This is a genomic window from Rhodococcus sp. MSC1_016 (assembly GCF_023667485.2).
In the GTDB taxonomy this organism is placed as follows: Bacteria; Actinomycetota; Actinomycetes; order Mycobacteriales; family Mycobacteriaceae; genus Rhodococcus_F; species Rhodococcus_F oxybenzonivorans.
The window spans coordinates 5,647,907-5,672,664 of sequence record NZ_JAMOZI020000001.1 but is presented as its reverse complement, the minus strand read 5'-3'; the positions used below and the strand labels follow the sequence as shown (position 1 = coordinate 5,672,664).

Below are 24,758 nucleotides of genomic sequence, written 5' to 3'. Positions count from 1 at the left end.
ATGCGAGGGGGTCACCTCGAAGTTTCGATCACCACAGGACCGTCACGAAGGATCTCGGTTGGGTGCGGCAATCAGGGAGAGGCGGGGAAGGCAACTACTATCGATGGGGTGTCTGCTGCCGAACGTGCGAACAGGAGTCGCCGCAACTCGCGGCGGCGCGGCGCCGTCGGCAAACCCGCGAAACCCCACATGAGGACGGTTCGGGAAACCTCGGCCGGTGGTCTGGTGGTCAACGGTCTCGGCGGGCCCAGGGAGAACCTGTGCGCAGCGCTCATCGGGCGGACCGATCGGCGCGGCCGTCTGCTGTGGTCGTTGCCCAAGGGGCACATCGAGCAAGGGGAGACGGCCGAGCAGACGGCTATGCGTGAGGTCGAAGAGGAGACGGGCATCCAGGGCACGGTCCTGGCTTCACTGGGCAGCATCGACTACTGGTTCGTCACCGAGGGCAGGCGTGTCCACAAGACGGTGCATCATTATCTGCTCCGTTTTCTCGGCGGGGAACTGTCCGACGAAGACGTGGAAGTCACCGAGGTAGCGTGGGTGCCGCTCGCCGAGCTGGGGTCACGCCTGGCCTACGCAGACGAACGGAAACTCGCAGAAATCGCCGGTGAATTGATCTCCAAGATGACAACCACTCTGCCCGACCCCGATCTGAAGCTTCAGAAGGGGCACGACGCCGGATGAGGATGGCTTTTCGCCGGATCGGGGCAGCGGCATCGACCGCACTCGTGGTTGCTCTCGCTCCCGTCGGCACCGGAGTGGCTGTTGCCCAGGATCCCGTTCCGCCGGTGAGCGCCGGGAGCCAGACCGTCGTCGACGAGGATCCGGAGTTTCTCGAGCTGCACATCGACACGGTCACTCCTAACACGGTCACCACCACCAGCGATCCCTTCGTCACCGTGTCGGGATCGGTGAAGAACATCGGCGACCGCACGGTCAGCGACGTCAGCGTGCGTCTGCAACGGGCCCCCGCCGTCGCGAGCAGCGACGCCCTTCGAACCTCCCTCACACTCGACCAGTCGCGGTTCGACACGGTCGGCATGTTCGACACGGTCGCCGACAGCCTCGACGAAGGCCAGAGCGAGCAGTTCACGTTGTCCCTGCCACTGCGGTCGGACACCGATCCCGCACTCGACATCACCGAACCCGGCGTCTACCCCATGCTGGTCAACGTCAACGGCACCCCCGAGTACGGTGGCGCCGCGCGCCTGGACGATGCTCGCTTCCTGCTCCCCGTGTTCGGGGTACCCGGTACGCCGGCAATTCCACCCGACATTTCCAGCCCCGTCGCGGTCACCATGTTGTGGCCGCTCGCCGACCGGCCGCGTCTCGCCGCCGGAGTGCCGGGCTCGGTGACCGACCCGGTTCGTCTCGTCGACGACGAGCTCGCGACCTCCCTTGCCGACGGCGGACGCCTCCACGAGTTGCTGGCATCCGCAGAGTTCGCCACCGGTGAAGCGGTGGATCGCGATCATGCACTTCGCGACAGCATGTGTCTGGCCGTCGACCCCGACCTGCTCATCACGGTCGAGAACATGACCCGCGATTATCTGGTGGTGGACGATCCGTCCGACCCCACCGGACCGGCGCACGCGGGTACCGGCCGGGAGGCCGCCGCGGACTGGCTCGAGCGAGCCCGGTCACTCGCCGCATCGATGTGCACCACGTCGGTGCCGTTCGCCCAGGCCGATCTGTCCGCGATCAGTGCCGTGGGGAACACCGAGCTCACCGTCGCCGCTCTCGAGGCTCCCGCCGACATCGTCGACAACATCCTCGGGGTCACCTCGCTGCGAAACTTCGTGTGGAGCGACGCCGGAGTCCTCGACGACGACACTGCACAGCTGTTACGCCGAGATCAGCCCACCACCACCCTGCTCGCCGCCAACGCCATAGACACCGACGCACCGAGGGACAGCGCCCACGTCATCGAGGCAAGTCCTGCGCAGGCGCCGGCGCCCGGGAACGGTGAGACCACCCCCGCGGCCACCGGGACGTCCGCGCCCACCGGCAGCCTCGATGCGCTGCTGTTCGATCCTGCGGTGGGCGCTGCCCTGGCCGCGACCGGCACCACGCCGCAGACTCCCTCGTACACCCCCGCGCGGGCCCGGTTCGACCTCACCGACGACTCGCAGGCAGCCCGTCTGCAGGACGCCCTCGGTGCCGTGTCCTGGTCTGCACTCGAACCGGCCGTCGCCCGCAGCGCCGGGACACCGCGCTCCCTCATGGTGGTTCCGCCCCAACTGTGGACCGCCGGTGAGGACGACGCCGAGACGATTCTGTCGACGGTGTCGTCGATGATCCGCACCGGTCTCGCCTCCCCCCGGCCACTTCCCGCACTGCTGGGTCGCCAACCCGGATCACCGGAGCTGTCGTCACTGGACTACCCGGACCAGGCCACCGAGGACGGGATTCCCGCCCACCACCGCGACGCCGTCGCCGAGCAGATACCCCGCATCGAGACACTGGACGCGGCGCTGATCGACGACCCGCAGGCCACGCTGACCCCGGAGCGGTTCACCGCACCGCTCCGCGAAGATCTGCTGCGTTCGATGAGCCTCGCCCATCGCCGTGACGAGGAGCACGACTCGGCGAGCGAGGCATCCGACCTGCGCACCGAGCAGGTGGCCGACACCATGAACGACCTCTTCGGAGCCGTCACCGTCGTGTCCCCCGGCGGGGTCTACACCCTGGCGTCGGAACAGAGCCCCCTTTTGCTCGTCGCCCGGAACGACCTGCCCGTGGGCATCACCGTCCAGCTGCAGGTAGCCGCGCCATCCGGGATGACCATTACCGACATCGGGCCGACGCCACTGCCGCCGCGGGGCAGCCGGACGCTGACCGTGCCCACCGAGGCCAACGACTCCCGCAAGCTCGTCGTCACCTTCTCGCTGACCACGGCCAATGGGCAACAACTCGGTGAGCCGACCAGCGTGACGGTACGGTCCAACGCGTACGGGCAGGCCTTGGCGATCCTGACAGCGTGTGCGGGCACTCTGCTGCTGTTCCTCGCCGGCCGCCGGCTGTGGCACCGATTCCGCGGCCAGCCGGATCCAGCTGACGAAGGGTACGAACGTTCATGACCGGGAACTTGCCCGACCGGGGCCAGAGGCTTCCCGATCGCTCGCATCCCCGGGTCGCACCGTGGGAACGGGACCACTGGGCACGGGAGATTCGACCGGACGAGGCACCGACGGTGCAGTTCGCGGCCATCCGGGTCGACCCCCCGCCGCCGCCGGTCCGGGACTCGGGACCGTCGACGGCACCGCAGAAACAGAGCAACTCCCGCCTCCTCGCGTCCACCGGGTCGATCGCGGTGGCGACGCTCGTCAGCCGCATTACCGGATTCGCCAAGCAACTGCTGGTCCTGACATTGCTCGGCGGCTCGGTGGCCAGCTCGTTCACCGTCGCCAGCCAGATCCCGAACATGATTTCCGAGCTGGTGCTCGGCGCGGTGCTGACCGCCATCGTCGTGCCCGTGCTGGTCCGCGCGGAACGTGAGGACCCGGACAACGGTGCCGCCTTCGTGCGCCGCCTGTTCACGGCCACCTGTGTGCTCCTCGGAACGGCAGCGTTGCTCGCCACCGCGGCCGCCCCGGTGCTCACCACCCACGTGTTCCTGTCCGACGACGGCAAGGTCAACACGTCCCTCACCACAGCTCTGTCGTTTCTCCTCCTGCCGGCGATTCTGTTCTACGGGCTGTCCGCCCTGCTCACGGCAATTCTCAACACCAGGCAGGTGTTCAAACCCGGGGCCTGGGCCCCGGTGCTCAACAACGTCGTGATGCTCACCGTGCTGGTGATCTACTACGCGATGCCGGGCGAAATCACCCTCGACCCGGTGCGGATGAGCGACCCGAAACTGCTGGTCCTCGGCGTAGGCGTCACCCTCGGTGTCGTGGTGCAGGCCGCCAGCCTCGTGCCTGCAATCCGACGCGAAGGCATCTCGTTGAAGCCGCTGTGGGGCCTCGACGACCGGCTCAAGCAGTTCGGCGGGATGGCCGTCGCCATCATCCTGTACGTGCTGATCAGCCAGGCGGGCATGATCGTCGCCACCCGCATTTCGTCCCAAGTGGACGCGTCGGGTCCCGCGATCTACAACAACGCGTGGCTCCTGCTGCAGCTGCCGTACGGCGTGCTCGGTGTCACCGTACTCACCGCGATCATGCCGAGGCTCAGCCGCAATGCCGCCGCAGACGACACCCCCGCCGTCGTCGACGACCTCTCGGTGGCCACGCGTCTGACGATGATCTCCCTGGTTCCGATCATCACCTTCCTCACCTTCGCGGGACCCGAGGTGGGGCAGGCCCTGTACGGGTACGGCAACTTCGGTACGGGTGACGCAGGGCGTCTCGGCCAGGCCGTCAGTTGGTCCGCCTTCACCCTCATCCCGTATTCCCTCGTCCTCATCCAGCTCCGTGTCTTCTACGCCCGTGAACGCGCCTGGACTCCCACCTGGATCGTCCTCGGCATCACTGCGGTGAAGATCGCGCTCTCCGCACTCACCCCCCTCATCGCCTCGAGCGACGACCAGGTGGTGATCCTGCTAGGCGCCGCGAACGGCATCGGGTACATCACCGGTGCACTCATCGGTGGTTATCTCCTGCACCGCAGCCTCGGAAACCTCCAAATGGCCAACGTCGGGAAAACCGTGTGGGTGGTGGTGCTCGCCTCCCTCGCGGGCGCACTCGCGATGCTCGGCGCCGAACGCCTCCTGCAATTGGACCGCCTCACCACATTGTTCGGCGGCCCGGGTTCCATGGCCCGAGTCGCGATCAGCGGGATCTTGATGCTCGGTGTCACCTTCGTCATTCTCTGGTTCGCGAAGGTCCCCGAAATCATGTCGATCACGGTCGCCATCGCGCGCAAGATCCGGGCACTGCGCGGTCGCGGCGGTGAACCGGAACCCGAGCCCGACCCGCTCGCCGACGCCCAAACAGAACTGATTCCCGTGGTCCGCGCCACACCGCGCGACTTCGGTGGTCGCCCGCGTGGTATCGAACGACCCGGTGGTCTCCCGTACCCTGGACACGAGCGGGTCGGATCGCCGCCCGGTACGGGTCGGAGTTGGGCATTCGAAAATGAAGGAGTGAGGGTGAGCGACGACGACGTGGCCGGCAGCAAGCGAGCCGGAGGTTCTACGGTGCAAGCGTCCGAACGGAATTCGGCTGCTTCGTCGAATGGCGTCGACGCCCCGACCACCCGAATCAAATCGGAGCCCGCAACTTCCGACACCCCGAAGACCAAGCCGGGCCAGGCGACCACCGCCGACTCCGGCTCCACGACGCCACCGGCGAACGGCACGGCTGGGCCGAACGTCACTGGCTCTGCTGTGTCGGCCGACACTGCTGTTCCGGATAAGACTGCTGTTCCGGATAAGGCTGCCGTTCCGGCCGAGACTGCCGCCTTCGATGCAGGCGGCCCCACACGCAAGGACCCCCGGCCGACGGGTGCAGCTGCGGGCCACGACACCAGTTTCGACACCGGCGTGATTCCGATCACTCCCGGGCCCGGTCGTGACCGAGGCGCCGGCCCGCGTCCTATTCCCCGCGGCCCCAAGCTGATTCCGGGCGCCTCCGTCGCGGGTGGTCGTTACCGTCTGCTCACACCGCACGGTGGGTCCCGGGGCCTGCAATTCTGGCAGGCCCTAGACGTCAAGCTCGACCGTGAGGTCGCTCTCACCTTCGTCGACGCCGAACAGCGTTCCACCTCGGCCGGACCCGAAGGACCGCAAGCGATCCTGTCCCGCACGCTGCGCCTGGGTCGCATCAACTCGCCCGGTCTCGCCCGGGTTCTCGACGTGGTGCGTGGCAGCTCGGGCGGCATCGTCGTCGCCGAGTGGACGCCCGGACGTTCGTTGCGGGAGATGGCCGACACCAAACCCTCTCCGATCGGTGCCGCCAAAGCCATCCGGGCACTCGCCGCAGCAGCGGAGACGGCGCACCGGGCCGGTGGGGCACTGTCCATCGATCACCCCGACCGCATCCGGATCAGCATCAATGGCGACGCCGTCCTGGCCTTCCCGGCCACCCTCGCCGATTCCGACTCCAGTTCCGACGTACGCGGTCTGGGCGCCATGCTCTACGCGCTCATCACCGCCCGCTGGCCGCTCGGCGATCCCTCCGCACCGGCAGGCGACACCACCCATCGGCCGGGAAGTGTCGGTGGCATGCGGCTGGCCGACCGCGACTCCAACGGCCAACCCATCGGCCCCCGGGTCATTCGCCCGGAAGTCCCCTTCGAGATCTCGGCGGTCGCGCTGCGCTCGCTGGAGCCGAACGGGGGCATCCGCACAGCCGCCACGGTCCAGCACATTCTCGACCAGGCGTCGGTCATCAACGAGAAAACCGAACTAATCCCCGCCCTGCGGCTCGGACAGCGCACGCCCGGCATATCCGGGCATGAGCTCGCCGACCCCGAAGCGATCGAGGCGGAGAAGAAGAAGTCCAACAGAATGCTCGCCGCCCTCGTCGGACTCGGGGTCGTGACCATCATCGTGTTGGCTCTGCTCGGTTTCTGGCTGGCCACGTTCTTGACCGGAAGCAGTTCGGACGCTCCGCTCACCGAGCAGGACTTCGGCCTCACCACCTCCGCCGAGCCGCCTCCGGGCGCCGCTGCTCCCGCCGCACCGGCACCGCCGGCCGACGTCGCACCGGTCACCCCGGCGTCGGCCACCGTGTTCTCGCCGCAGGGCACACCCGACTCCGCTGCCAATGCCCGGCTCGCCATCGACGGCAACACCGCCACCGTGTGGAGTACCGACTCCTACTTCCAGCCGTTCCCGGCACTGAAGAACGGTGTCGGCCTGATGATCACCTTGGACGAGCCGGCCAACCTGTCCAGCGTGTGGATCAACTCGCCGACACCCGGCACCAAGGTAGAAATTCGGAGCGCCCCCTCGGAGGAGCCCACCCTCGACCAAACCCAGGTCATCGGTTCGCAGGTGCTCGGTAGCGGTGTCACCGAAATCCCCGTGACGTCGGAGGCGCCCACCACCAACGTCCTGGTCTGGATCACCGGCCTCAGCACTTCCGGGGGCAAGAACCAATCCTCCATCGCAGACGTGGGATTCAACGCCACGACGTAATCGGCTCCCGCTGCTCGTGGCCCGGCGTTCTGAGCTAACATCCGCCGGTGCGCATCTTCCGGGGGGTCGCCGAGGGCGGACCCTCGGATGTCGAGTTGCTCGCTGCGCATGTCGCCGGTGATCCGCACGCCTTTGCGACGTTGCTCGGTCGCCATTACGACCATCTGTGGCACGTCGCGACGCGCACCAGCTACACGCGCGAGGATGCCGCGGACGCACTACAGGAGGCATTGCTGTCGGCACACCGCAATGCCGGCTCCTTCCGACGCGATGCCGCGGTCCGGAGCTGGTTGCACACGATCGTCGTCAATGCCTGCCTCGACCGCATCCGCCGGAACAAGGCCCGCCCTGCGGTGTCACTGTCGGCCGACGAGGACGACGAGCCCCGGGACGTCCGCGATCGGGTCGCCGAGCTCGAGATGAGCCTGGTGATCGATCGCGCGTTGGCGCAGCTGCCGCCGGACCAGCGGACCGCGATCGTTGCGGTAGACCTCGAGGGTCACTCGACCAGTGAAGCCGCCAGGCTGCTCGGTGTTCCGGAGGGCACTGTGAAGAGTCGATGCGCGCGTGGCCGCAAGAAGCTGGCCGCTTCTCTCGAATATTTCCGGGACGAGGGGAACCGATCATGATCCTGTGGCGTCAAACTCTTATAGGAGCGCAGGACTGTCAGGCCGGTCGGGACCGAGCGGAATCGGTGAGGAGGTGTCATGGCCACTGATGATGTCGGCTCTTCGGATGAGTTGCCGGCTCCGCCGTACTCCGCCGATCTGCTGTCCGATCTTCACGCCGGAGTGCTGCCCGAGTCCGTGAGTGAGCGCCTCTGGCCCCTGGTGCGGAACGATCCAGACGCTATGGAGGTCATTTCCGCGCTCGACAGGGTCACCGAGCAGCTCGGGGCACTGGGCCGCGACCATTCCGTCGCGTCACCGATTCCCGACGACGTTGCCGACCGCATCGCTCGGGCACTCGCGGAGGAAAGGGAGTCCTCGGTCTCTCGGGTGGTGCCCCTCGCGCGGCGTAGAAAGTGGGCGACTGTGGCAGGCGGCGCACTGGCCGCAGCCGCTGCGGTCGTGGTGGCGATCGCTGTCGTCACGCCGACCAGCAATCCCACCGATCCGCCGATTGCTTCGCCGAGCACCTCCGAGACTTCCTCTCGCCCAGCGGTTCTCGAGCTGGACGCCGACCTAGACGCCGCGCGCCTCCTCACCGTGATCGGATCCCGCCAACTGGGCGCGCTCGAGAACCCGGAAGTCCTCGCAGAATGCTTGCGCGCGAATGGAATCGAGCCGTCTCGTACGCTCTTGGGATCGGGGGAAGTGCGGCTCGACGGCGCCCCCGGAGTACTCCTCCTTCTTGCCGGGCCTCAGCCACCGCAGATCACCGCGCTGGTCGTGGGAAACAGCTGCAGTGCCACGAACCCGGCCACCATGTCTGTCACCGATATCGGTTGAGCGACAACCCATCAGATCGTGCTGTGCGCAGACGGAACGAGTAGCTCGAGAATCTTGGCACGCAACTCGGGAGTGTCGTCCTCCACGGCGATAAGGCTCGCGAACATCGCGGCACCCGCAGCGAGGACGAGAAGGGCCTTCGCGGTGCTCGCCTCACCCTGATCATCGGCGAACAGGCGGGTGCTGGGCCCGCTGAACCCCTGCCACAAGGCATTTCGCAGTTCGGCGTGATCCCGGATCGCGGCGAGGAGGCCGGGAGTTGCCGCGCGAACCTCAGGCCGTGCGAACAGCTCGGCACTGCCGGTCACGACCCATCGAATCCAGCCTTCCCGATCGGTGCCCTCGAACGGCGTCAGGTCGGGGGTGGCACCGAGAATGGCGTCGAGCACGAGATGCGCCTTGGACGGCCACCGTCTGGTAATCGACGCCCTGCTCACCCCGGAACGGGTGGCGATCGCCCGCATGCTCAGTTGCTCCCACCCGGACTCGACGAGCATCGCGCGGGTCACGGCCAGCACGTCGGTGTCGATGCGCGGGTCACGGGGTCGTCCTGTTCCGGTGGCATTCATCAGCTCGAATTGTGGGACAAAAGCGCCGTCCTCGCTATATCGTACCTAATACGAGACCACTGGCATCGTAATTCGACAGGACGGGCACATGAAGATTGCGGTCACCGGCGGCACCGGATATGTGGGCGCTCATACGACGCTGGCGCTGCTCGCCGACGGCCACACCGTCCGCCTGCTCGTCCTTCCACACGACTCGATCGACGCTGTGGTGGCGTCGGCGGGGGACGCCTCGGCTCGGATCGAAGTCGTGGTGGGGGACGTCCGCGACCGAACGTCCGTCGAGCAGCTGCTCGACGGGTGTGACGCACTTCTGCACGGTGCAGGGGTCGTGGGCACGGACGACCGGCGTGAGCAGCTGATGTGGGAGGTCAACGCTCAGGCCACCGCCGCCATTCTCGTCCGAGCCGCCTTCCTCGGTCTCGACCCGATCGTCCATGTCGCGAGTTTCAGCGCGCTGTTTCCATCCCCTGATCCCGTGATCGGGCCCGACAGTCCCACCGCGGCGGGACGCAGCGCATACGGGCGGACGAAGGCGACCGCCGATCGTGTCGCCCGTGCTCTGCAGGACGCCGGAGCACCGGTCGTCATCACCTATCCCACCAGTGTGGTCGGTCCCGGCCTCGAAGGCACCAAAGGTGTCACCGAACAGGGTTGGGCCGTCCTACTGGGCAGCGGGGTAGCTCCGCGGTTCCTGGGACGGCTCGCCGATGCCGTCGACAAATACACCGCTGTCAGCGCAGGCTTCAGTTACGAGGCCGCCTGGCTGCTCACCTCGGCCACTCCCACCGACGACTGCCGCACGCGCGACGAATTGGGTCTGAATTGGCGTCCGCCCCGAGACGCCCTCGCCTCGACGTTCGCCTGATCGCAGCCCTCACCTCCTCGCCCGAAGGCAGACACAATGACCACTCCGACCGACCGGCGCACGATCTGGGAACCCGCCCGTCTCGGCCCTCTGACCCTGCGCAACCGCATCATGAAAGCCGCCACCTTCGAAGGAGTCATGCCTCGCGGGCAGGTCACCGACAAGCTCGTCGAATTCCACGCCGAAGTGGCCCGCGGCGGCGCCGCGCTCACCACCGTTGCCTACTGCGCCGTCTCACCCGGCGGACGGGTCCACGCCAACACCCTGGTCCTCGACAAGGCCAGTGTTCCCGGACTTCGGCGGCTCACCGACGCCGTCCATGCCGAAGGAGCGCTGGTGTCGGCGCAGATCGGGCACGCCGGACTGGTCGCGAACACACTCTCGAACCGCACGAAGACGCTGGCCCCGTCCACGCGTCTGAGTCCACCCGCCATGGGACTGGTGCGTGGTGCCACCCATACCGAGTTGGATCAGGTCGTCGCGGACTTCGAAAACGCTACGCGGGGCGCCGTCGACGCCGGCTTCGACGCCATCGAGGTTCATCTCGGCCACAACTACCTGCTCAGTTCCTTCATGAGCCCCAACCTCAACAAGCGAACCGACGAATACGGGGGCAGCCTGGAGAAGCGGGCAGCCTTCCCACGCCGTGTGGTCGAGCGGATACGCCGCGCCGTCGGCGACACGATCGCCGTCACCGCGAAGTTCAACATGACGGACGGTGTTCCCAAGGGATTGTGGCTCGACGAGAGCCTCCGCATCGCTCGACTCCTCGAAGGGGACGGGCATCTCGACGCGCTGCAGCTCACCGGCGGCAGTTCCCTCCTCAACGGAATGTACTTTTTCCGCGGAGAGGTGCCGATGGCCGAATTCGTTGCATCACAACCGAAATTGGTCGGGTACGGCCTGAAGCTCTACGGACCCCGTATCTTCCCGACTTACCCGTTCGAAGAAGCGTTCTTCCTACCGATGGCTCGCCAGTTCCGCGAAGCGCTGTCCATGCCTTTGATTCTTCTCGGGGGCATCAACAGACTCGACACCGTCGACACCGCACTGGGCGAAGGGTTCGAGTTCGTCGCGATGGCCCGCGCACTGCTCCGCGACCCGGACCTCGTCAACAAGTTCCGCGATCAGCACGTAGCGGAAGGCCTGTGCATTCACTGCAACAAATGCATGCCCACCATCTACACCGGCACCCGCTGTGTCATCCGGGAGACTCTTCGCTGATCAGAGGCCCGTGGAGGAGCGATCGGTATCACCTACAGTCCGGGAACAACACCCTTTAGTCTGGTGTTGATCAATTCGACTGTGCACGCTCCCTATCGGAAGGCCCGCATGACCACTCCATCGACGGTTCATGAACTCATCATCGTTGGTTCGGGACCTGCCGGATATACCGCAGCCGTCTACGCGGCGCGGGCGGAACTCGAACCGCTGCTCTTCGAGGGCACCCAGTTCGGCGGTGCTCTGATGACGACGACCGAGGTCGAGAACTTCCCCGGATTCCGGCAAGGAATCATGGGCCCCGACCTGATGGACGAGATGCGCGAGCAGGCCAAGCGCTTCGGCGCCGACATCCGTACCGAGGACGTCGAGGAACTCGATCTGACCGGGCCGATCAAGAAGGTCGTCGTCGGTGGCGAGACCTATCAGGCACATGCGGTCGTACTCGCGATGGGCGCGGCTGCCCGATACCTCGGCATCCCCGGCGAGGAGAAGCTCCTGGGCCGCGGCGTCAGCGCCTGCGCCACCTGTGATGGCTTCTTCTTCAAGGACCAAGACATCGTGGTCGTCGGTGGTGGCGACTCCGCAATGGAAGAAGCGACCTTCCTCACCAGGTTCGCCCGCAGTGTCACGGTGGTCCACCGCCGTGAGGAGTTCCGGGCGTCCCGCATCATGCTCGAGCGCGCCAAGTCGAACGAGAAGATCCGGTTCGTCACCAACGCAGAACCGATCGAGGTGCTGGGGGAGAACAGCGTCACCGGTTTGGTCGTGCGCGACACCGTCACCGGTGAGCAGTCCACGCTTCCCGTCACCGGAATGTTCGTGGCCATCGGTCACGACCCGCGCAGTGAACTCGTCAAGGGTCAGGTCGACGTCGACGAGGCCGGTTACGTACGGGTGCAGACGCCGACCACCGCCACCTCGCTGGACGGTGTCTTCGCTGCCGGTGACCTGGTAGACCACACCTACCGTCAGGCGATCACCGCAGCCGGCACCGGATGTTCCGCGGCCATCGACGCCGAGCGTTGGCTCGCCGAGCGCGGCGATATCACCGCGAACACCGTCGAGGCCGCCGGTGCACCGGTCGACGCCTGAGTTGTCCACGATCGTCCAAGTTTTATCCGTCGAGTAAGGGGATTTCCCGTGTCGAACACCGTCACCATCACCGATGATTCGTTCCAACAGGATGTGCTGGGCAGCGACAAGCCTGTGCTCGTCGATTTCTGGGCTACCTGGTGCGGCCCGTGCAAGATGATCGCTCCCGTGCTGGAGGAAATTGCCGGCGAGCACAGCGACAAGCTGACGATCGCGAAGCTCGACATCGACGCGAACCCGGGTGCCGCCCGCGACTTCCAGGTGATGTCGATCCCCACGCTGATCCTGTTCAAGGACGGCAAGCCGATCAACACCATCGTCGGCACGAAGGGCAAGGCTGCGCTGCTGAAAGAGCTGGCCGACGTTCTCTGATCGACACCTGAACAGCCTGCCCGATTCCCGATTTTGTGGGAATCTCTGAGACAATCGATCGATGTGCTCCTGTCGCATCCGCGAACGGGACACATCGATCGACTCGTTTGTAGAGAGCTGTGCTGTAGTGATACACACGGCCGTGGAATCAGACTGAGAGGCCCGAACATGCACCGACTCCGTCACGGCGACCATGGTCCGGCCGTCGCTGAGATTCGGGGCACTCTCGCCGGTCTCGGGTTCCTCCACGACGGTGTCGCCGACACTCGCCACGACACCAACAACGGTTCGCACTGGATTGCGCCCGACGCCGTCTTCGACCACCACCTCGACAGCGCCGTACGAGCCTTCCAGCAGCAACGTGGGCTCCTCGTGGACGGAGTTGTGGGGCCGGCCACCTATCGGTCCATGAAAGAGGCGTCCTACCGCCTGGGCGCACGCACGCTGATCTACCAACTGTCTGCACCCCTATACGGGGACGACGTCGCTACGTTGCAGACACGGCTGCAGGACCTCGGGTTCTACGTCGGCCGAGTCGACGGATTCTTCGGACCGCAGACCCACGAATCGCTGTCGTCGTTCCAGCGGGAGATCGGGATCGCCGCCGACGGAATCTGCGGCCCTGCCACCCTCCGTTCGCTCGAGTTGCTCGGTACCCGGGTCACCGGTGGTTCGCCCCACGCGATGAGCGAAGAAGAAATGGTTCGCAGCTCCGGTCCGCAGCTCAGCGGCAAGCGCATCGTCATCGACCCCGGTCTCGGTGGGGACACCTACGGCACGATCGTCCATTCCCCGTACGGCACCATCTCGGAGTCCGACATCCTCTGGGATCTCGCCAGCCGGCTCGAGGGCCGGATGGCGGCGACAGGGATGGAAACCTTCCTGTCCCGGCCGCACCACGCGAACCCTTCGGACATCCAACGCGCGTCCACGTCGAATGCCTTCGACGCCGACCTCATGATCTCCCTGCGATGTGACAGCAACTCCAGCCCCGCTGCCAACGGCGTTGCAAGCTTCCACTTCGGCAACTCGCACGGTTCGACGTCGATGATCGGCCAGGTTCTCACCGGCTTCATCCAGCGGGAGATCGTGGCGCGCACCCCATTGCAGGACTGCCGGACGCACGGACGCACCTGGGATCTGCTCCGCCTGACCAAGATGCCGACCGTGCAGATCGATCTCGGCTATCTCACCAACCGGTCCGACGCTGCCGTCCTGTCCAATCCGCGGGCACGTGACGCGATCGCGGAGGCCATCCTCATTTCGGTGAAGCGTCTGTACCTGCTCGGGCAGGACGATCAGCCCACCGGTACGTTCACCTTCGCTGAGTTGCTTGCCGAGGAACTGTCCTCTTCTGAACGGTCCTGACCGTCAGCGCACTCCCACCGGGGTGCGCTCACCGATGTCGACCATGCTCACCGATGCCGTATGCAACAGGCGTTCCAGAGCAGCCTCCACGTCTTCCTTCCACCCGTGGTCACGATTCAACTCGAGCCTCAGCCGAGGGAACCGGTGGTGTGGAGCGACGATCTCGAAGCCATTGTCTTCGAGAAACTCCGCGGGGATCATGCATTCTTCGGGGGAGCATTCCATGGCAGCGGTCGCCGATGCGATGCCGGAGTGGTCGGTATCGCTCGATCCACCGTCTCGAATACCGAAGGCCTCCAGGGCGCGGACACCGCGCCTCACCAGATCAGCGACCACCGCCTGAATGAGGGTGGCACCCAGATTTTGTTCTTCGCCGGCGGGCTCGAGTCGCAAGCTGGTGAGAAGGACGGCATCGGCACCTACCGGAGCGGTCGGCAGAAGCTGCGCCCGAGGCACGGTGCGTGGGGGAGCGTATAGCGCGCTGCCGACCGGCTTTCCATCCATGACGGCGACCTGACCGCAGGAACCCCACTCGAGCATGACCATCGACAGCCATGCTTCCTTCTCGAATTCCTGGTCACAGAATCCGCGCGAACTATGGATGGCCGCGGGATCCATTTCCCAGAAGACGCAACGACGAGCGTGGGCGGAGAGCTTGTCCAGGCCGTCGAGGGTGAGCGACGTGACGTGAGTCGACATTGGCTAGATCAGCCTCCAAATGTCACTACTACAAGTCATGTGTTGTCCTCTGATCTTCACTGCTCGTTGTCCCCGCTGATCTGCCCTCGAGATGCTGTCACCGGTGCTGTCACAGTGACGGATTACCCGCGGGTGCTTCTACCTCGCCCAGACGGTCATGAATCGGCTCGTTGCGCCTCCATCATTCCGACAATTCGCTGCAGATCGTCAACCGAACCGAACTCGACGACGATCTTGCCTTTGCGCTTGCCGAGGCTGACGGTCACCCTGGTGTCGAAGGAGTCCGACAGTCGCTCGGCCACGTCCTGTAGTCCGGGCATCTGGATCGGCTTCCGGCGTTGCGGAGGAGCGATCTGATCGTCGTTGCGGTTCGCCAGGGTGACCGCTTCTTCTGTGGCGCGGACGGACATGCCCTCCGCCACGATTCGAGCCGCCATCACTTCCTGCGCGTCGGCGCCGGCCTCGAGAGACAGCAGTGCACGGGCGTGTCCTGCGGACAGCACTCCCGCGGCAACGCGGCGCTGGACGGGAATCGGAAGCTTGAGGAGGCGGATCATGTTGGTCACCACGGGACGGGACCGACCGATCTTCGCGGCCAGTTCCTCGTGAGTCACCTCGAACTCTTCGAGCAGCTGCTGATAGGCGGCCGCCTCTTCGAGCGGGTTGAGCTGCACCCGATGAATGTTCTCGAGGAGGGCGTCGCGGAGCATCGCGTCGTCACCCGTCTCACGGACGATGGCCGGGATCGTGTCGAGTCCGGCTTCCTGGCCGGCCCGCCAGCGGCGCTCACCCATGACCAATTGAAACTTGCCGTCTTCTACCGGGCGCACCACGATCGGCTGCATCAAACCGAATTCGCGGATGGAGTGCACCAGTTCCGCCAGCGCCTCGTCATCGAAGACCTGTCGCGGCTGCTTCGGGTTGCGCACGATCAGGTTCGGTGCGATTTCCCGGTACACCGCCCCGGTGGGGGAGGGGAGGGGCTCAGCCCCATTCGTAACCTCTCCATCGCCGTTGTTTCCCGTGGATGCAGGAGCTCGGTCGCTGCCGGAAGGTGATGTCGACGAGTTCGGGGTGGGCGGGGTGGGGATGTGGCGCTTGTCTGTGCCGATCACTACATCGGCGGCAGCAGTGCCCAGTCCCGGTGCCGTCGTGGGACCGGTCGGAATCAGCGCCGCCAATCCACGGCCGAGTCCACCCTTACGCGTCTGACTCATCTCTGCTCCTGCTTCGTGATCTGTGCTGTTCGCGCTGCGAGTTCACGTCCCGCGTCGAGGTAGCTCATCGCGCCACGTGAACCGGGGTCGTAATCCAACACCGTCATCCCGTATCCGGGCGCTTCGGAGACCTTCACACTTCGGGGGATTACCGCGCGGAGGACGGCGTCTCCGAAGTGGGACCGGACTTCCGCTGCCACCTGGTCGGCGAGTTTTGTGCGGCCGTCATACATCGTCAGTAGCACGGTCGAGACATGCAGGTCCGGATTGAGGTGGGCTTGCACCAACTCGATGTTCCGCAGCAATTGACCAACGCCTTCGAGCGCGTAGTACTCGCACTGGATCGGAATCAGAACTTCCTTGGCCGCGACCATCGCGTTCACCGTCAGCAGGCCGAGCGATGGAGGGCAGTCGATGAGGATGAAGTCGGCGTCGATATCTCGGAGCGCCTTTTCTGACAGCGCCCCCTTCAGCCGGCCCTCGCGGGCCACCATCGACACCAGCTCGATCTCGGCGCCGGCGAGGTCGATGGTCGCCGGAATGCAGAAGAGCCGCTCGTTGTGTGGGCTCGTTTGGATCGCCTCGGCGGCGGTCACCTCACCCAGGAGCAGTTCGTAGCTCGACGGGATGCCTGAATGGTGGGCCACTCCGAGGGCGGTGCTGGCATTGCCCTGGGGGTCGAGGTCGATCACAAGGACCGTCAGGCCCTGCACTGCGAGAGCGGAGGCGAGGTTGACCGCACTGGTGGTCTTGCCGACCCCGCCCTTCTGATTGGCGATTGTGAGAATCCGGCGCTCCGGCGGTTTGGGTAGCGTCACGGAGTGGGGGTGGAGTACCTGACTGGCTCTATGCGCGGCCGCGCCAATCGGAGTCTCCTCGGCGGAGATGCCGTTATACGGAGCCGTGAATCCGTCGTCTCCATTTCCCGAGCTCGTCGCGTGGTCGGATCGATGTTCGGTTTCACGTGAAACTGTTTCACGTGAAACGGCGGATTCAGGCCCACCCGACATTGATTACTCCTTCGATTGGGAATCGCTCGTTACTCGACATACTCACTCCGCATCCGTCGCCCGAGTGTCTCATCGGCGCTGACGGCGTTTCGGTACACGCTCTGCCCGAACCACCACGGTAGGAACCGGAAGAAGACCCACTCCACATTCCACGATGTCCAGCTTGCCAGCACCCAGCCGAGTCAAAGCGGCACGGTCGCGGGCGATCTCGTCAGCCGCGCTCGAACCCTTCAGTGCAAGCATTCTCCCATGCTCGTGGATCAACGGCAGCGACCACTTGGCCAACTTTTCCAACGGCGCCACTGCCCGTGATGTGACTACATCCGCGCCACCGGCTTCTTTCACCACGCCAGACTCTTCCGCGCGGCCACGAACAACCAACACATCCAAACCGTTGGATTCGACAAACTCGGCGAGATACACCGACCGCCGCAGCAGCGGCTCGACCAACGTGATCCGCAAGTCGGGACGGGCAATCGCCAACGGAATACCGGGCAGTCCCGCTCCGCTGCCGACATCCACCACGGACTCGCCCTCAGCGATCAACTCACCGATCACTGCACAGTTGAGAAGGTGCCGTTCCCACAGGCGAGGAACCTCTCGTGGCCCGATCAGGCCACGCTCTACACCGTCACTTGCCAGAGACTTGTAGTAGCGCTCCGCGATGTCGAATCGTTCACCGAACACCTGGCGAGCCGCCGCTTGTTCGTCCCAGTCGGCCAGCTTCTCACCATTCGGTTCCACGTGAAACATCCTCCCGCGAAGAGCTCATCTTCTACAAACTCAGCCTCTCCATTATCCGCCCTGATTCCCGACTGCGTCCCCTAACACCCACCCGCAACGCCGAACAGTGTTCAGACCGCCACACCCTCGGTGGGGGAGGGGAGTGGTCCGAGCGGAGAACGCCGTCGGTCCGGTAGGCGCGCAACTCGGCGCCTTGCCCACGATCGAGAGTTCGAGTTCGTCCGAGGCATCCGCTTCTGTGCACGATTGGGAAGCGGTGCCGTGCCGGGTTTGTGTGCGGCGCTCGGGCACACGTCGCAACGTCTGTTCCGTGTGGCGCCAGAGTTGGGGTCGCATCCGGCCCGTGTTTCACGTGGAACATGCGGACACGCCCTCAGGATCGTCTCCGACTTCACTGCGGATACGCACGCCCGGCCCGGCCTAGCGGTTTAGGACTTGAGGCGCATCTCTGCGTCGGACTTGAACCCTCGACGCAGATGGTCCGCAGTAACGCCGGTTCCACGTGAAACATTGACTAGCTGAGGCGGACCTCTCGTCCCAACTACAAGATTTTCACCCCGATTTGGGGCGCACCTCAACTTCAGCTCGGATCGATTAACCCGCACGCCTGACGTCGATAATCGGTGGGTTGGACGAACGGTATGCGGTACGGGCAACGTTGGGCACGCTGCCAGGAAGTGATGAGGGCGCTGCCGCGAACCGATGTACCCGCTCGGCGGCTTGGAAGCTACCGAACACTGAATTGAACGCGAAGACTCTCGCCCGCCTTCTTGCCGGCGACAGGTGCCCCGAGTTCAGCCATCACCAGGCAGGATTGGATGGAGACGATGTGACTTCTGGTGTCCGCGGTCTCGTCAGCCGAGCGGCTCAAAATGTATGTCGGCACCGGGGAGCGATGTTTCACGTGGAACCACCGATGGTGGCCGTTGATGTCGCTAGGACTGACGCCGCACCCGAGGAACTTGCCCAACTGCCGCGTTCGGAGAAGAGACCTGGGCCCACCCCACATGTCGGCCGCCCTGTGCTGCTGCCGCCACGAACGCTGCATCTCCGATTGCCTGACGAATCCCGAGATGCGCCCATTGCGGCGCGTCGACAAGCCCGAATCGGAATCATCACAGTGACGAAACTCCGATGGGTGGTTGGATGGCCGAAAACCGACTCAAAATTTCGCCGATTTTTCGTAATGCACCGCCCGGCTCACCTGAACCGAAGGAATCCCGGACCGCCGACCGCTTGCCGCTGGGTCCACATGCCAACACCGAAACCAACCACCTCCGAAGTTCCGGACGCAAACCTTCGATCAAAGCGAGCATCACGATCCCGCGTCGTGCGTAGTCGGCGTCCTCGGTGGAAGTGTGGCGCGGCGGAAGTAGCCGAGCTCGCTGCAGCGAAACTCAATCGACCGGAACGCCTGCCTCTCGCCGGTACCGCCAACCGACGTCGCTCCGGCCCCAGGCCCGCACGCACGTGGCACCAGTACTTCGTCGAGCCGCGACCACGCACCTCGCTCGGCTACGGACGGACTATTCGGCGGTCCCGGTCCAGGCCGAGTTCGCAAAATCGGCGTTTGCGGATGCTCAGCAGTCGCGCGCGAGGGCCGTGGGTGGTCACCAATTCTTGCAGTGAGTGACAGCTGCACGTTGCCGCTCAGGCGACGACTCAGGCCGGGGGAGGGGAGGGGCTGATGTGTTTCACGTGAAACGAGAGACACCGTTCGCCGCTGCCGGAACGAAGAAGGCGGGCCCAAGGTATCCCTGGGCCCGCCTTCCAAATGTGGTGTGCTGAGTCAGTCCTTGATCACGACTACGCGACGCGACGGCTCAGCGCCCTCGCTCTCGCTGGAGACACCCGCGACCTTGGCAACAGCGTCGTGCACGATCTTCCGCTCGAACGGGGTCATCGGAGTGAGCTCCTCCCGTTCACCGGTCTCGAGCACGCGGCGTGCTGCGGAGGCACCCAACTCGGTGAGTTCGGCGCGACGCCCGGCACGCCAACCAGCGATGTCCAGCATCAGCCGGCTACGTTCACCCGTTGCCTGCTGCACAGCAAGGCGTGTGAGTTCCTGGAGTGCGTCGAGTACCTCACCTTTGCGGCCGACCAACTTGGTGAGATCGTCACCCCCGTCGATACTGACGACTGCTCGATCGCCTTCGACGTCCAGATCGATATCGCCATCGAAATCGAGCACGTCGAGGAGCTGCTCGAGGTAGTCGCCGGCGATCTCGCCTTCCTCGATGAGGTAGTCGTCAGAATCGGAGTCAACCTCGGTGTCCGGGTTCTGCGTCGGAGCAGTCACGTCTGTCTCATCTCCGTCCACTGCGATGTCAGGCTCAGTAGCCATACTCGTTCTCTTTTCTGAATCAGCGCCGCTTGCGCTTAGGGGACTTTCCGCGGTTCGTCTGAGGTCGGGCACCGGGTTTCGGCTTCGACGTACCCGTCGGTGAACCGTCACCGCTCACAGTTCCCGTCGACTGTTCGGAGGCGTCGTCTTCCACCACTCCGTCGACGACCTCTGGTTCGCCCGGGGCTCCGTCTACCGCAGCCTTCTTCTTCTTCGAAAGATTGGGGCGTGCACCGGGCTTCGGGGCGTTCTCCGCTCGACGAGCCAGCGCTGCCTGCTTCTTCTCTTCCTCTTCCGCATCGATCTTCCGGAAGACGATGTGCTGCTGCGCGTAGGTCCAGATGTTGTTACTCACCCAGTAGAGAAGGATTGCGATGGGGAGGAAGGGGCCACCGACAAGGACGCCCAGCGGGAAGATCCACAGCGCAAGCTTGTTCATGATCGCGGACTGCGGGTTCGCGGCGGCCTCAGGGCTCTGTCGAGCAACGGAGGCGCGGGAGTTGAAGTGCGTCGCAACGCTCGCGATGACCATGAGCGGGATAGCGACCGCTGCAATGTTCAGCATGGTCGGGACCGGACCGTAGATCGCGAACGCTTCGAGCTGATCCGACGGGGTGGTGATCGCAGCCGAAATCGGTGCACCGAAAAGGCGGGCACTCAGGAAGGACTGGACGTCCTCGACGCTGAAGAAGTAGTTCGGCGTATTCGCGTTGTCCTCGACCGACATGCCGAGCTGTCCGAAACCGGTGCCGGTGCGGTTGAACGACCGAAGAACATGGAACAGGCCGATGAACACAGGTGCCTGAGCAAGCACAGGTAGACAGCCCATGATCGGGTTGAATCCGTGCTCCTTCTGGAGCTTCTGCATCTCGACGGCCTGCCGCTGGCGATCACCTGCGTACTTCTTCTGCAGTGCCTTGATCTGCGGTTGCAGTTCCTGCATCTGGCGCGTCGTACGCACCTGCTTGACGAAGGGCTTGTACAGGATGGCGCGCAAGGTGAAGACGAGGAACACCACGGAGAGGGCCCATGTGAAGCCACTGTCCGGTCCCAGGAAGGGAATCGCCCCGAAAACCTTGTGCCAGACCCACAGGATCCCGGACACCGGATAGTAAATGAAGTCGAGCACGGCTCTATGTACTCCTCTGTTCGTCCACGTTCACCGGACAGTGATGACGGCTACCCGCATGTTGGTGAGGGACCGAATCCGGCCCACCGGGCACGGGATCCCACCCACCAGGGTGCCAGGGCGCACATTTCGCCAGCCGGACCACCGTCAAGACAAGACCTTTGAGAACCCCGTGGGTGCGCAGGGATTCGACTGCGTACTCGCTACAGGTGGGTGTGAACCGGCAGGTCGGCAACCTCAGGGGCGACACATATGTCCGGTACAACTCGATCAGAAAGATAAGGATTCGCGCCGGGAGGGCACGGATGGTCGCCCACGTGGATGTCGTCGGGGTATCGGCACCCGCCACGGCGGCGCGCGACTCGTCGAGTGCGCTTTTCATGCGAAGTTACTCATGCGCAAGAAGATCCAATCGGGAGAGACCTGCACGAAGTTGCTTGTCCAGATCCCGGCTACTTGCAGTCGCGGCTCCTGGAAGAGCCCGAATCACCACATCGATGGTGGCTGGAACAGCACCCACCAGATCGATGCAGATATGACGAAGCCGGCGTGCGACTCGATGTCGAATCACCGCCGGCCCGACAGCCTTACTCACAACCAGTCCAAATCGTGGACCGCCGCTACTCACCAGCTCATCTGTCTGTCCACGGTCGAATGCGTGAACAACCAGATCGCGTCTTCCCATCCGGCGACCGCGTCGTACAGTCAACGAAAAGTCTGAATGACGACGCAATCGGTACGGCTCAGGCAACACCCCGAGCTCCTGAACCCAGTATCGGGATCAGGCGGTGAGGGATTCGCGGCCCTTACGGCGACGCGCCGAAACGATTGCACGACCCGCACGGGTCCGCATACGAAGACGGAAGCCGTGAACGCGCGCGCGGCGTCGGTTGTTCGGCTGGAACGTCCGCTTGCCCTTGGCCACGGTCAACACTCCTCGAAATTCATCGACGCCTCCCGGCGTCCTGGATCTAACATGGTCGAAAACTCAGGTGGTCAACCAGCAGTGACACACGACATCGCCGCTGGACTGAATCCAGCACGATACCGCCACCTCACCACAGGGTGACTGTTCGAGAGTACTGATGACTCCCGGTCAGGTCAAACTCGCTCACCTGCACTTCCTCTGCGAACGGGATGACCGACACGCCGAGGTTCGATAAATGCTTGCACCCCAACTTCCGATGTGCCAAACCGCTGTGAGGTTGCCGACACTGTTGCTAGCGTTGAAACATGGTCTCGCCGATGAACCCTGATCGAGTGCCCAGCTCTCGACTTCACCGTTCTCATCTGCACATTCACCACAATTCATCCACAGGGCACAGATGGTGTCCCGCCTTCGGTCACCCCGAGGGTTGCTGACGCACGTCACATCCCGGGTGGGTCCACCCCCCTCGTCCAGACGTCCTGCGCAAAACCGCAGCTCAGGGCGGTAAATCTGGAATCTTCACCTCGTAACGACGTCTTCACACCAGTCCTCCATGCTTTGTCCACATCTGTGGATAATTGTGTGGAAACACAGTTCAGATGGCATATTCGTAGGTCCGTACGGGGTCCATCCTCAGGTCGGGGAACGCCCAATTCCACCTCGGCGACGGCACCGACATCTCGACAAACTGGGGAGGAACCACGTGAACGAGGATCCGAATGCGCTCGCACGGATCTGGATCGACGTCGTCGCTGACCTCACGTCCGATTCACCCGGTGGCGATCTGCCACCGTTGACGCGTGGCCAGAAGGCATGGTTGGCACTCGTCAAACCTTTGACACTGGCCCAGGGTTTCGCTCTGCTCTCGGTTCCGTCGCCGTTCGCGCAGGAAGCGATCGAACGGGATCTTCGTGAACCGATCCTGCACGCGCTGGGCCGGCACCTCGGTGAACAAGTGGAGGGTCTCGGCGTTCGGATCGCAGCCCCGGTCGACAACGAACCCGACTCCGATCCTCCTCCCCGGGACCACCGACCCGAACCGGACCACCGGCACACTCCCCGGCATCTCGAGCCTTCGGCCACCAGTGCGGGCACCTATCGCCGTCGCCGATTCGGCTCCGGTGAAGACCAGCCCTACTCCGACACCACGGACTTCGAAGAGGTCGACGACGACAGTGAGGCGCTCGCGAGTGTCCACGAATCGTGGCCGTCGTACTTCACGAAACCACCGGCCGGCCCGGCGCCCACTTCGACGGGCGGCAACAGCCTGAACGCGAAGTACACCTTCGACACTTTCGTCATCGGCTCGTCCAACCGCTTCGCGCACGCGGCCGCCGTCGCCATCGCCGAGGCTCCTGCCCGCGCCTACAACCCGCTGTTCGTGTGGGGCGCGTCGGGCCTCGGCAAGACCCACCTGTTGCATGCGGCCGGTCACTATGCGCAACGTCTCTTCCCAGGGATGCGGGTGAAGTACGTTTCCACCGAGGAGTTCACCAACGACTTCATCAACAGCCTCCGCGACGACCGGAAAGTGGCGTTCAAGCGTCGCTACCGTGAGACCGACGTGCTGCTGGTCGACGACATTCAGTTCATCGAGGGTAAAGAGGGTATCCAGGAGGAGTTCTTCCACACCTTCAACACCCTTCACAATGCGAACAAGCAGATCGTCGTGTCTTCCGACCGACCGCCGAAGCAGCTCGCTACGCTGGAGGAACGCCTCCGCACCCGCTTCGAATGGGGCCTGATCACCGACGTCCAGCCGCCCGAACTCGAGACCCGCATCGCGATCCTCAGCAAGAAGGCCCGCATGGACCGGCTCGAGGTGCCGGACGACGTCCTCGAGTTGATCGCCAGCCGGATCGAGCGGAACATCCGGGAACTCGAGGGGGCGCTCATCCGGGTGACCGCTTTCGCCTCCCTGAACAGGCAGCCCCTGGACCTCACGCTGGCCGAGGTAGTCCTGCGTGATCTGATGCCGGATTCGTCGAGTCTCGAGATCAATGCGGCGACGATCATGGCCGTGACGGCTGAGTACTTCAACATGTCGATCGACGACCTGTGTGGCCCGGGTAAGGCCCGTCCGCTGGCGCAGGCGCGACAGATCTCCATGTACCTGTGCCGCGAGCTGACAGACCTCTCGTTGCCGAAGATCGGTCAGACATTCGGCCGCGACCACACCACCGTCATGTACGCGGACAAGAAGATCCGCAAGGAGATGACGGAACGCCGGAAGGTGTACGACCAGGTCCAGGAGCTCACAGCCCGCATCAAGCAGCGCTCCAAGCGGTAGATCTTCGCCCTGCCCTTCTCGTGCCCCGGTAGTTCGACTGCCGGGGCACGAGTCGTTCGTGAGGCTGGGCCGGCGACGGCGGGTGGCTCGAGCCGTCCCTCGAGGGCCTCCTCGAGCCCTTCCTCGAGGTCGCCCTCGAGGGGTTGCTCGAGCGTCGCCCTCGAGGGGGTACTCGAGGGTGGGCGCACCGGGCGAGCGCGCGACACACCGGTGCAACACGCCGACGCCGAGACCTGGGGAAAAGCATTCACACCTGTGGATAAGTGTGGGGATGACGGGGAATCTCTGTGGACAGAACGTGCAGAACTTTGAACAACCTCGAGTAGTCCACACGGGTGCCTGATTGGTCCTCGAGTTTGTCCTCGAGAATTC

At 64.6% G+C, this 24,758-nt stretch carries 21 protein-coding genes; 11 read left to right on the top strand and 10 right to left on the bottom strand.

Features of this window, described 5'->3' with window-relative positions:
* Nucleotides 1–99 precede the first annotated feature (99 nt).
* From L1080_RS26485 to L1080_RS26465, 5 genes are all read left to right on the top strand, one after another.
* Nucleotides 100–684 (top strand): NUDIX hydrolase, encoded by a 585-nt coding sequence (locus tag L1080_RS26485; protein WP_374434786.1) that lies wholly within the window; start codon nt 100–102, stop codon nt 682–684.
* A 2-nt stretch (nt 685–686) separates the two neighbouring features.
* Entirely contained in the window at nt 687–3,080 is a 2,394-nt protein-coding gene (locus L1080_RS26480; RefSeq protein WP_250774162.1) for a DUF6049 family protein, read from the top strand.
* A 113-nt stretch (nt 3,081–3,193) separates the two neighbouring features.
* Nucleotides 3,194–7,084 carry a murein biosynthesis integral membrane protein MurJ gene (gene murJ / locus L1080_RS26475; RefSeq protein ID WP_250774164.1) on the top strand — a complete coding sequence of 1,297 codons (3,891 nt, stop codon included), beginning with the start codon at nt 3,194–3,196 and terminating at the stop codon, nt 7,082–7,084.
* Between the two features lie 47 nt (nt 7,085–7,131).
* Entirely contained in the window at nt 7,132–7,713 is a 582-nt protein-coding gene (gene sigM / locus L1080_RS26470) for an RNA polymerase sigma factor SigM (RefSeq protein WP_250774035.1), read from the top strand.
* A gap of 78 nt (nt 7,714–7,791) precedes the next feature.
* The gene (locus L1080_RS26465) at nt 7,792–8,535 is read left to right on the top strand and encodes a hypothetical protein (RefSeq protein ID WP_250774037.1); all 744 of its coding nucleotides are present in this window, start codon (nt 7,792–7,794) and stop codon (nt 8,533–8,535) included.
* A gap of 11 nt (nt 8,536–8,546) precedes the next feature.
* Here L1080_RS26465 and L1080_RS26460 read toward each other — a convergent pair whose 3' ends face one another.
* Entirely contained in the window at nt 8,547–9,104 is a 558-nt protein-coding gene (locus L1080_RS26460) for a TetR/AcrR family transcriptional regulator (protein ID WP_159926735.1), read from the bottom strand.
* A gap of 88 nt (nt 9,105–9,192) precedes the next feature.
* Between L1080_RS26460 and L1080_RS26455 the strand changes: the two genes are divergently transcribed.
* The 5 genes from L1080_RS26455 to L1080_RS26435 all read left to right on the top strand — a co-directional run bounded on the left by L1080_RS26455 (nt 9,193) and on the right by L1080_RS26435 (nt 14,025).
* The gene (locus tag L1080_RS26455; RefSeq protein ID WP_250774039.1) at nt 9,193–9,969 is read left to right on the top strand and encodes an NAD-dependent epimerase/dehydratase family protein; all 777 of its coding nucleotides are present in this window, start codon (nt 9,193–9,195) and stop codon (nt 9,967–9,969) included.
* Nucleotides 9,970–10,005: 36 nt separating this feature from the next.
* A complete protein-coding gene (gene nox / locus L1080_RS26450; RefSeq protein WP_250774041.1) occupies nt 10,006–11,193 on the top strand; it encodes a 4,4'-dithiodibutanoate disulfide reductase in 1,188 nt (395 codons plus the stop codon).
* A 108-nt stretch (nt 11,194–11,301) separates the two neighbouring features.
* Complete coding sequence (gene trxB, locus L1080_RS26445; RefSeq protein ID WP_159926741.1) at nt 11,302–12,285, top strand: thioredoxin-disulfide reductase; 984 nt, start codon at nt 11,302–11,304, stop codon at nt 12,283–12,285.
* 48 nt (nt 12,286–12,333) lie between these two features.
* Nucleotides 12,334–12,657 (top strand): thioredoxin, encoded by a 324-nt coding sequence (gene trxA / locus L1080_RS26440; RefSeq protein WP_109334752.1) that lies wholly within the window; start codon nt 12,334–12,336, stop codon nt 12,655–12,657.
* A gap of 168 nt (nt 12,658–12,825) precedes the next feature.
* Entirely contained in the window at nt 12,826–14,025 is a 1,200-nt protein-coding gene (locus tag L1080_RS26435) for an N-acetylmuramoyl-L-alanine amidase (protein ID WP_250774043.1), read from the top strand.
* Between the two features lie 3 nt (nt 14,026–14,028).
* Here L1080_RS26435 and L1080_RS26430 read toward each other — a convergent pair whose 3' ends face one another.
* The 9 genes from L1080_RS26430 to rpmH all read right to left on the bottom strand — a co-directional run bounded on the left by L1080_RS26430 (nt 14,029) and on the right by rpmH (nt 22,093).
* Nucleotides 14,029–14,724 (bottom strand): GNAT family N-acetyltransferase, encoded by a 696-nt coding sequence (locus L1080_RS26430; RefSeq protein WP_250774045.1) that lies wholly within the window; start codon nt 14,722–14,724, stop codon nt 14,029–14,031.
* 155 nt (nt 14,725–14,879) lie between these two features.
* Nucleotides 14,880–15,941: a ParB/RepB/Spo0J family partition protein gene (locus L1080_RS26425; RefSeq protein WP_159926745.1), complete on the bottom strand. Its 1,062-nt coding sequence runs from the start codon at nt 15,939–15,941 to the stop codon at nt 14,880–14,882.
* The gene (locus tag L1080_RS26420; RefSeq protein ID WP_159926747.1) at nt 15,938–16,951 is read right to left on the bottom strand and encodes a ParA family protein; all 1,014 of its coding nucleotides are present in this window, start codon (nt 16,949–16,951) and stop codon (nt 15,938–15,940) included. Before L1080_RS26420 ends, L1080_RS26425 begins: the two co-directional genes overlap by 4 nt.
* 69 nt (nt 16,952–17,020) lie before the next feature.
* The gene (gene rsmG / locus L1080_RS26415) at nt 17,021–17,704 is read right to left on the bottom strand and encodes a 16S rRNA (guanine(527)-N(7))-methyltransferase RsmG (RefSeq protein WP_250774047.1); all 684 of its coding nucleotides are present in this window, start codon (nt 17,702–17,704) and stop codon (nt 17,021–17,023) included.
* Between the two features lie 1,780 nt (nt 17,705–19,484).
* Nucleotides 19,485–20,039: a Jag family protein gene (locus tag L1080_RS26410; protein WP_109334759.1), complete on the bottom strand. Its 555-nt coding sequence runs from the start codon at nt 20,037–20,039 to the stop codon at nt 19,485–19,487.
* A 19-nt stretch (nt 20,040–20,058) separates the two neighbouring features.
* Entirely contained in the window at nt 20,059–21,168 is a 1,110-nt protein-coding gene (yidC, locus tag L1080_RS26405; RefSeq protein ID WP_109334760.1) for a membrane protein insertase YidC, read from the bottom strand.
* A gap of 4 nt (nt 21,169–21,172) precedes the next feature.
* Complete coding sequence (gene yidD / locus L1080_RS26400) at nt 21,173–21,550, bottom strand: membrane protein insertion efficiency factor YidD (protein ID WP_250774049.1); 378 nt, start codon at nt 21,548–21,550, stop codon at nt 21,173–21,175.
* Between the two features lie 6 nt (nt 21,551–21,556).
* On the bottom strand, nt 21,557–21,922 hold the full coding sequence (rnpA, locus tag L1080_RS26395) for a ribonuclease P protein component (RefSeq protein ID WP_250774051.1): 366 nt from the start codon (nt 21,920–21,922) through the stop codon (nt 21,557–21,559).
* Nucleotides 21,923–21,949: 27 nt separating this feature from the next.
* Complete coding sequence (gene rpmH, locus L1080_RS26390; RefSeq protein ID WP_005263481.1) at nt 21,950–22,093, bottom strand: 50S ribosomal protein L34; 144 nt, start codon at nt 22,091–22,093, stop codon at nt 21,950–21,952.
* Nucleotides 22,094–22,799: 706 nt separating this feature from the next.
* Between rpmH and dnaA the strand changes: the two genes are divergently transcribed.
* Nucleotides 22,800–24,386 carry a chromosomal replication initiator protein DnaA gene (gene dnaA, locus L1080_RS26385; RefSeq protein ID WP_250774053.1) on the top strand — a complete coding sequence of 529 codons (1,587 nt, stop codon included), beginning with the start codon at nt 22,800–22,802 and terminating at the stop codon, nt 24,384–24,386.
* Nucleotides 24,387–24,758 lie beyond the last annotated feature (372 nt).